Genomic DNA, 981 nt, shown 5'->3' with positions numbered 1-981 from the left:
CGCCCCAGCCGCAGCGCCCCGCGCCCGCCCGGATCGACCAGGTCCGCGCCGAACTGGACGAGCTGAGCGACTTCCTGCGCGGCCAGGACCAGGGCAAGGACCGGGGTACGGGGGACGGCCGGTGACCCCACGCGTCATCACCGGCCGCTACGAACTGTCCACGCTCATCGGACAGGGCGGCATGGGCCAGGTCTGGACGGCCTACGACCAGCGGCTCGACCGCCGCGTCGCCGTCAAACTGCTGCGCCCCGACAAGGTCACCGGACCCGACAGCCAGGACGCCGACGAACTGCGCCGCCGCTTCGTCCGCGAGTGCCGCGTCACCGCCCAGGTCGACCACCCCGGCCTGGTCACCGTGCACGACGCCGGCAGCGAGGGCGAGGACCTGTACCTCGTCATGCAGTACGTCGACGGCGCCGACCTCGCCGACCACCTCGCCGAGCACGAGCCGTACCCCTGGCACTGGGCGGTCGCCGTCGCCGCCCAGCTCTGCGCCGTGCTGTCCGCCGTGCACGCCGTGCCGATCGTCCACCGCGACCTCAAACCGCGGAACGTGATGGTGCGGCAGGACGGCACCGTCACCGTCCTCGACCTCGGCGTCGCCTCCGTCCTCGACTCCGACACCACCCGCCTCACCCACACCGGCTCGCCCATCGGCAGCCCCGCCTACATGGCCCCCGAACAGGCCATGAGCGGCGCCGTCGGCCCGTACACCGACCTGTACGCGCTCGGCGTGCTGCTGCACGAACTCCTCAGCGGAAACGTCCCGTTCGCCGGCTCCACCGCGCTCGGCGTGCTGCACCGCCACCTCTACGAGCCGCCCGTGCCCCTGCGCAGGCTGCGCCCCGAGGTCCCCGACGTCCTCGAAACCCTCGTCCTGCGGCTGCTCGCCAAGGACCCCCAGCACCGCCCGGCCAGTGCCCAGGCGGTGTACGAGGAACTGCTGCCGCTGCTGCCCCCGCGCGGCCCGCACACCGGCGG

General features: G+C 73.6%; 1 protein-coding gene. It reads left to right on the top strand.

The window, feature by feature from the left end; translation table 11 throughout:
• Positions 1-181 precede the first annotated feature (181 nt).
• A partial coding sequence (locus tag C1I97_RS37865) for a serine/threonine-protein kinase (protein WP_258382942.1) occupies positions 182-981 on the top strand: 800 nt, incomplete at its 3' end.

The organism is Streptomyces sp. NTH33 (assembly GCF_003236365.1).
Taxonomy (GTDB): Bacteria; Actinomycetota; Actinomycetes; order Streptomycetales; family Streptomycetaceae; genus Streptomyces.
This window is presented reverse-complemented; position numbering and strand designations above follow the sequence as displayed.